Origin of the sequence: Psychrobacter sp. AOP5-GZ1-6, assembly GCF_052376345.1 — a bacterium.
Taxonomy (GTDB): domain Bacteria; phylum Pseudomonadota; class Gammaproteobacteria; order Pseudomonadales; family Moraxellaceae; genus Psychrobacter.
Genome location: NZ_JBQSVP010000139.1, coordinates 1 through 8075, shown reverse-complemented (window position 1 = coordinate 8075; position 8075 = coordinate 1). Strand labels below are relative to the sequence as shown.

The 8075-nt window shown below is 41.0% G+C and carries 7 protein-coding genes; 2 read left to right on the top strand and 5 right to left on the bottom strand.

Features of this window, described 5'->3' with window-relative positions; all coding sequences use genetic code 11:
• Positions 1-35 precede the first annotated feature (35 nt).
• Positions 36-1097, bottom strand: a complete 1062-nt coding sequence (locus ACT3RN_RS13270) for an XAC2610-related protein (RefSeq protein WP_192520381.1) — start codon at positions 1095-1097, stop codon at positions 36-38.
• Between the two features lie 89 nt (positions 1098-1186).
• A complete protein-coding gene (locus ACT3RN_RS13265) occupies positions 1187-1648 on the bottom strand; it encodes a DUF2846 domain-containing protein (protein WP_192520380.1) in 462 nt (153 codons plus the stop codon).
• 535 nt (positions 1649-2183) lie between these two features.
• On the opposite strand from ACT3RN_RS13265, the gene ACT3RN_RS13260 reads away from it, so the two are divergent.
• Positions 2184-2390 carry a hypothetical protein gene (locus ACT3RN_RS13260; protein ID WP_192520379.1) on the top strand — a complete coding sequence of 69 codons (207 nt, stop codon included), beginning with the start codon at positions 2184-2186 and terminating at the stop codon, positions 2388-2390.
• A gap of 78 nt (positions 2391-2468) precedes the next feature.
• Here ACT3RN_RS13260 and ACT3RN_RS13255 read toward each other — a convergent pair whose 3' ends face one another.
• Positions 2469-3092, bottom strand: a complete 624-nt coding sequence (locus ACT3RN_RS13255; RefSeq protein ID WP_192520378.1) for a GNAT family N-acetyltransferase — start codon at positions 3090-3092, stop codon at positions 2469-2471.
• A 98-nt stretch (positions 3093-3190) separates the two neighbouring features.
• The gene (locus ACT3RN_RS13250) at positions 3191-4834 is read right to left on the bottom strand and encodes an FAD-dependent oxidoreductase (RefSeq protein ID WP_192520377.1); all 1644 of its coding nucleotides are present in this window, start codon (positions 4832-4834) and stop codon (positions 3191-3193) included.
• Between the two features lie 166 nt (positions 4835-5000).
• On the opposite strand from ACT3RN_RS13250, the gene truD reads away from it, so the two are divergent.
• Complete coding sequence (truD, locus tag ACT3RN_RS13245; RefSeq protein WP_192520376.1) at positions 5001-6278, top strand: tRNA pseudouridine(13) synthase TruD; 1278 nt, start codon at positions 5001-5003, stop codon at positions 6276-6278.
• Positions 6279-6371: 93 nt separating this feature from the next.
• Here truD and ACT3RN_RS13240 read toward each other — a convergent pair whose 3' ends face one another.
• Positions 6372-7799 (bottom strand): GGDEF domain-containing protein, encoded by a 1428-nt coding sequence (locus ACT3RN_RS13240; RefSeq protein ID WP_192520375.1) that lies wholly within the window; start codon positions 7797-7799, stop codon positions 6372-6374.
• Between the last annotated feature and the right edge of the window lie 276 nt (positions 7800-8075).

The window sequence follows — 8075 nt, the reverse complement described above, 5'->3', positions numbered from 1 at the left end:
AATTTGGTATTGCACTTCATGTGTTAATCTAAGAATTATTTAATTCTCACATTATTAAACTGCGCAAGATTTTCTAGACTGCCCTGCTCGCTCTGTGGCACTGACTTGAGTAAAACGCTCTTGTTAGATTGTCTCACTGTAATGCCTTGCTTATTGATCTGATAAACCACAGGCTTATTGAGAAAGCTAAGCGTTTGTTTAGATTTATCATAGACAAATAGCCCATCATAATACAGCTCGATTCTGTCGTCTTTATCCGCAAAAGCATAGTACAGCTGATCACCGTCCTCGTTATAAGTGTTATTTAAGACCATTTTTTTACCGTTATCTAAATCCAACTTATAAATGAAAGGCAATGTCCCATCGTGGCTTTCGTTATCGTACTCAGGTAACACCTCATAGCTGTCTTCTACCATTTCACCATTCACTCTTGTGCTCTCGGTGATAGAAATTAATTGTTTTGGATTATATTCTTCTACAAGCACATGTACGGCCACTGGCTTATTATCGATCACTTTATACTTTGAATACTGATGCCATCCTGCGCCACTCTTAGTCATCGTATACAAAGTTTGACTGTCTTTATTTACACCAAAAAAACCGCAATAGCCTTGTGCCAAATCAGTAAATCCTTCACTAAGGACGAATTTATCATCATTTTTGAGATAGACTTGATAAGAAGGCCCACCATAGCAACCGTGGCGCCCATCTTTTATCGCTAAATCCTTTTGTCCATCAAAATTAAAATCATCATAGATCAACACACTATGTTCACCATAAGGAATACTGACGATATTGGCACTGATTTTTTCGCCCAATTGATAATCTTCACTGTTGCTCAACTCATATTCAATATCGATACTAGCAGGCTGATTAATCAGAGTTTTATGTGTCTTTTTATCTATAATTTTAACAATGCTATTTGCTTCATAGCCATATTCCTTTCCCTCTATTTCCTCAATGACTGCATCATAATCGTCTGAGAAATCTTGGATTTGATAGGTTTGCGCCAAGGCCGGATAGGACAATAGTGGTAAAACTAGCAGCCCCGACAATAATGTAAGCGGCTTGAATATCTTATTGAGTATAAAAGTCATATCTGTCCTTAGTGCAACCATAAAATAAAGAAGGACGCCAACTCACATTAGCGCCCCTTTATAAAAAATATCTAACAGTGCTCTTTAAACTACTTACTACAAGTACCTTTAACACCAAGCTTAAGATCAGCGATCGCCTCTTTACCTTCGCTCTCAGGAACCAGTTTTAAACCCGCGCCACCAACGAATAGACCTGGCTTGATATATTGTTTGACGAAGTAGTTTTGACCTTTTTTGGTCATTACCATTAGATCATTTGGTGAGAATTCAGATTCTGTAGAGACTTTATGCTCTGCATTTCCTAGCACCTCATGATAAAAGAATGTTCCACGCGCGGTCTCTCCGATACACTCGTCATCCACCCAGACATCTTTCTTCAAAGCCGCGCCCACTACGCTATTACTACGGTAAATGTATAAACCAGCATTATCTGTACTTGGGGCTTTCACTTGCTTGAGTACGTTAGATACTTCAACATTTTCTGTAGGTATTGAAGCACAACCAGCAAATAGTATTGATGTAATCGTTAAAAAAGCGATTTTTTTTAGCATATTATCCCTCTAAGAATAAACGTGGTTTTATTTGATATATCTCAACGACTTTACTATGAATAACTTATAAAAACATGGCTCAGCTTCAATGATTAAAATCAACTCAATACTCGCTTGATAAACCTTAAAACTGGTTTTACAGACACCTCAACTATCAATAATAATCACGTACTATCTATATGAAACTATGTATCAAAGTGTCGCTGATTTTCAGCACTAATCTCATTGCTACCAAAATATCTATAAAGTTACCTTAACTATACATAATTATAACTTTAAACCCAACATAATTTCTCGATATTTGCTTATTTTTTAATATAGCCTATTCAATTCAAGAATAGTACAAGGCAACCGAGTGTATATGTGATACTTCAAGCGAGACGCTGTAATACCTTTATAGTGGAATGACTATATTGTTTTTATACTTTGGTCGCTTTCACATAGCGAGCGCCAAAGGTTTTTAGCGACTTTCATACAGACAGCACAATCACGTTGCTGTTATGATGCGCTTAATACTGACCGTTGAGAGATAATTATGTGGCAGGTGTATTTATTTATATTACCGATTGGTCTTGGGATCATGACATTAGCAGCAAGCCTACTGTGTTTGTTCGCTTATCTTATGTCTGATGACAACGCCACGCGCCTGCCAGCCTTTAACTGGTTTAAGCGCTTAATCATTGTGGCATTTTTATTATTGAGCGTGGGATTATTTATGACCTTTCGATACTTTTGGCGCTAATCATTAGAAATAATATTAGATAAGGTTAAGCCGACATAATCGCCTACTGTCGACGCCGAATTCAGATGCAGATGTGTTTTATGGATTAACTATTTTTTCTAGCTCTAATAGCTCTAAATCATCACGCTTTGGTTCACCATTATTACCATCATTAGGAAAAGCTATTTTATGCCCACTCAACTGGTAGCCGCGGCGTTCATAATAAGCCAATAGCTCAGGACGATGACTCAAAATAGACATGGTAAGACGTGAATTTTTATTATCAGAGATGCTTAAGTCAGATTGTAGACGATGTTTGGCGAACGTTTCTGCAGCCTGTAAAATCTGATGACCAACGCCTTTTCCTTGCTGCTCAGGCAACACTGCAAACATACCGATATAAGCACTGTTATCAGCTCCTTGATAGAAAAGGCTTTCGTTTAAGTCTGTATCTATTTTTATCTCAACATTGATGCACCCTAACAACTCACCCGTTTCATCTCCGTCACGTTTGCCTGTGGTTGTCTTTGGATACACAAAAAAATAGTGACAAGGATCATTAATAACAGCCGTCAAGCTTGCCGCTGTGGTGCGAATACCACCAATGAGATCAGCCTCGTTGGTCCAGCCAGTTTTCTGACGGTAACAACGATTTAACAGTTGTTCAAGTGCATCAATATCAGCCAATGTGGCTTGCCGTAAAAACACAGAACCTTTGTGCATATTATTATTTTCCTATCCTTATATGAAAAAAGCTGACTTCATTTATAAAGTCAGCCTCAATAATAATACTGATAGTGTGCAAATTGCTAGAGCTTGTCTTAATCTGATTGTGATAATGCCTGTGCTTGCTCAATAATATCAAACCCTGCATTGAGCTGAGCGCGTGTCGGTGCGTGTCCACGGCGTAATAACTCAGAGAAGGCAACTAACTCTTTGTCACGTCCAAGCGTACTTGCCGCACTAGCCCGCGTGTCCTCATTTTCATCATCGAAATAGTACTCAATATAATCAAGCGTATCTGGCGCACCAAATAAAATGTGGTACTCAGGTGTCGCTGCATGACCACTATAGCGTAAGCTCTTGCCATATTGCATGGTCCAAAAGAAAGGAATACGCGCCTCTAATGACTCGACACTGTCATCATTTAATATCGCAGCGGCAGACACAAGACCATGTTGCAACGCCACTCGCCAGTGTTCAATCCGCATGCGCCCCATTTGACCTGAAGCTTTGGCTATATCGCCCAATGCATATACCCCATCACGCAGTTGCAATGTGCTATCAACCTGTACACCATCTGGATCATTGACCTCTGCTAATAGACTGGTATTGGCTGATACACCTGTTCCTAGAATCACAATGTCGGCATCAATATGCTCACCACTTGCTAGCGTGACACCGCCTACATTTGAAGAAGCCTGATCGTCTTTGTCAACTTGACGGTCAATCTTGGTGATTTCGTTGACCGTCGCATCAAATACAAAGTTGATGCCGTTTTCCTCGTGCAGCTTGATAAGCGCATTGCTAACGGTTTCTGAGACGATATTGCCCATCACACGATTGTCTTGACCAACTACCGTGATAGAAGCGGTCGTACCTGCCTGCGCTAATGCTGAGGCGACCTCCATACCAATAAAACCCGTACCAATAATAGCCACTCGCTGGTCGTGGCTAGCGGCTTTTATTAATTTGGCATCTTCCATACTGCGTAAGGTATAGACACCATCCAAATCTGTACCCTTAATAGGTGGTATGGCAGGCGACGCACCCGTAGCGACCACTAAAAAATCAGCTGTGACTGTCTCGTTGTCGTCATTACTATCAACCATGTTTACGCGGCGCTCATTGGGCAATACTTCGCTAACCGTTTGATTCAAACGCAGCTTAATATCGTTTTTTTGTGCCCAATCTGCCCCGCCAAGTAGTAACTTTTCTTCGGGCATATTCCCTGCTAAAAACGCTTTAGAAAGTAATGGTCGATTATAAGGGGCCTTGTCCTCATTACTGATCAACGTAATCTTGCCGCCATAACCACCCTGACGCAACTGGTCGGCCGTCATAAATCCAGAGCCACCACCACCAACGATGATGGTGTGCGTATCAGACAACTTATCCTGTTCAACACGCTCATTGATCTGAGCAGAAGTATCGACCAATAAGGTGTCACCATCATCAGTCACTGTATATCGAGTCAATCCCTCTATCGCTATTGGCTCTAATAGCGTGCCATCACGACTGTCAAAAGTCGCATGATGCCACGGGCAAACCACACGATGACCACAACGTAAACCATTACCTAGATCTGCGCCAGCATGTGGACATTTACCATCAAATGCATGAAACGTGCTGTCGTCACGCGTGATTAAAATGATACTATCGTCATCTTGCTTATATGATTTCATGCCACCATCTGGAATATCAGCCTTATCAATGGTGACTGTGTTGATCGTTGCCTTAGTCATAAGTCTTCCTTAATGGTTATAATACTTTATTAATAGATAGTAACAAGCGCATCCAAAACACGATGTTTTTTTATAGGATTACTGCGTTGCAAAACGTAACCTTGACGCCAACCAACACTTCTATCACTTATCCCTAACACTGATAACCAACACAACAGACTATTTTATGACTTCTCTAGATAACAATACCGCAGCGATAGCAACCGCAGAAACCACAGTCTCTCAGTCAGATTGTGAGCACACATCACTTATTAATAAGACGTCTGATGTAGCAGACATCGACATCACTGCCGCCGCGGATACATCACAATTACCGCAGCCGATACTACCACTATTAAAACAAGCCACTTATAAAGCTAAAACGACAGATTTCATCGTCAATGAGGTACTGCCATTAGACTTTACGGATGAAGGTGAGCATCTATGGTTGCATATCCAAAAATCAGGCATGAATACAGCATATTTGGCCAAACTATTGTCAGAGTGGGCAGACATTCCATTGCGTGACGTCGGCTACTCGGGGTTAAAAGACCGTCATGCATTGACGACCCAGTGGTTTAGTTTGCGCATACCCAAAAAGCAATTGCCACCTACTGAGTTTGCACCAGTGGACATTGGCGAAAATGAGTCTGTCACTATCCTTGCGCAGCACTGGCATAACAAAAAACTCAATCGCGGTACGCATCGTGCCAACCAATTTGTGATTACATTGCGTGATATTCAGTTTACAGAGCATGACACTGAGCGCTTAACCCCTGAGCAATTACTATCTGCAAAGAAAGCTATCGAACAACATTTAGCGACTATTAGTAAAAGTGGTGTACCCAATTATTTTGGTCCGCAACGCTTCGGGCGTAATGGTAATAATATTAGAGAAGCCTTGAGACTATTTGCACGTCCAGTGCCAGAAAGTCGCCCACAGCCCAAAAAGAGTAAACGCAAGCGTGCACCGCGCGAGCAAAACACGATGGAACTGTCTGCTGCACGCAGCCTGATATTTAACGAAATACTGGCAGCGCGTGTCCGCGATGGAAGCTGGAATACAGGCTTGGCCGGTGAGGTATTTAACCTAGATGGTTCAGGATCGATATTCACCAGTGAAGCGATAGACGACACATTACGCGCACGACTAGCCACTGGCGATATTCATCCAACGGCTGTGTTATGGGGCAAGAGTAACGATAAAGTCAGTAGCGTAGCCGCAGATATTGAGCATCAAGTTGTAAAATACAGCCCATTATTGACGCAGCTAGCAGCAGGGTTAGAGCAACGTGATATTAAGGCTCAAAGACGAGCATTACGCTTACCTATCGAAGCGTTGACGTGGGAATGGCAGGATAAAGAAGGTGAGGAAACACTGGTATTAAGCTTCACGCTAACGACTGGTAGCTTTGCCACAAGTGTATTAGCAAGCTTAGTCAAGCAATTAGCAATTAGCAATTAGCAATTAGCAAACATGATAATCAAATCAATGAAGGGTGATATGAAAGACAAAACTGGCCTATCAATCATGGAGACCACTAACACCATCGGCTATTTAGGTACCATAAAGCGAGTTAATCCTATGATCACCTGCTGCCCACATCTCATTAGCACTGACCACTTGATTACGACCGCGGTGCTTGGCTTCATATAGAGCCTTGTCCGCAGTGCCTATTAATAGTTGGCAAATATCCTGAGATAGCTGTGTGAATTCAGTTTGGTTATCAAATGTGCTTTCAGTATAACATTCGGTTGGCTGCGACTCATCAAGCTCACATCCTGTCTCTGTCTTTCCTGCTGCTCGATTCGCTTGCTTAAGAGAGGCACATTCTTTATAAGTCAGCGAATACACTCCTAGACTAGCAGTTATAGTAAAAGTCGTTTGATTATCAACCGTAATCACATTTTCCGCGATAGATCGTCTTAATTGTTCCGCAATAACCATAGCGCTGGCATGGCTCTTATCTGGCAGTACAATCAAAAACTCCTCGCCGCCATATCGGCTGACAATCATATCGTCCGTTAAAGACTGTGATAGCGTCTGTGCTACTGTAATTAAAACTTGATCGCCCACATCATGACCGTAGTTGTCATTGACCTCCTTAAACCAATCTAAATCCAATAAAATAACGCTGATATCTTGCGTCTCCTCTATCGTCACCAATGCTTGCTTCATTTGCATCAAACCATAACGACGGTTTTTTAGTTGTGTCAGCTCATCTTGATTGGCATGTTGCAAGGTTTCTTTTCTACTATTATCTAATACCACCAACAAAGTACGGAACATATAGATAATAAATATGGCTTTTGGTAGCGACATATACATATGTGTAGAACGCCACAAAATATTGGAAGATTGACGTAGGTAATTGATACCCTCCCAATTCAATGCTTCGTTTTTCATGATTGTCATATCACTATAAGTCATATAACTATGAATACTAGGAGGAAGAGTAATGGCACTCATTTGACGCAGACTGGGTAAGGTGATGCCACAATAAGGAAATAGTGTTACTAATAATATCGCAATAATCTGCCCTAAAAAAGCTCTCCAAACATAGCGTCGACGTATGAGCAGCATTCCCAACATCGCACTACCAAGCAAGGATACACCCGTGACCAAACTACTATATCCTAGTATGACTATAATAAAGGTAATATAGACACTATAAACAGTGATGAGCACTGCTTGCCAAGTATATAAATTGTTATGAGGGTTTTTGGCTGGTGAAAAACGGCTGGACATCCATAACAAAAAAACACAGACCATCGTTACGCCAGTCCACAACGAATAGAGAAGGCTCATATCAATAAAAGCACTATAAACATCGCGTTGATACCAAACAAATAAACACCACAACCAATGCGAAAAAACATCCATTACCATAAATGAAGCCAGCAGCGATGTTCTATCAGCAGCTTGCCATTCAAAAACAGCTTTAGAAAGCTTTTTGTAGCCTAAATAGTATTTAGATACAGCCATAATGGGCTACCGAAAATAATAAATTTATTGAATTCAAAACCAGCAAGCAAGGTCTGTTAAAACCATGCAGTGTGTCAAGTTCCACTTGAACTATCAAGCCACTTGATACATTCATACGTCAATAACTGACGCTTAATAGCGAACTTTATTTTCATTGAAGTCTTAACTCAAGTAGCGTCACAGACAAGTAGTGTTAAAAACTAATAATATTAAAAAAAGTGGTGGTGTTCTAAAAAGTATGCTGGCATCAGACGTAGCCATAATTGATGTAAAAGA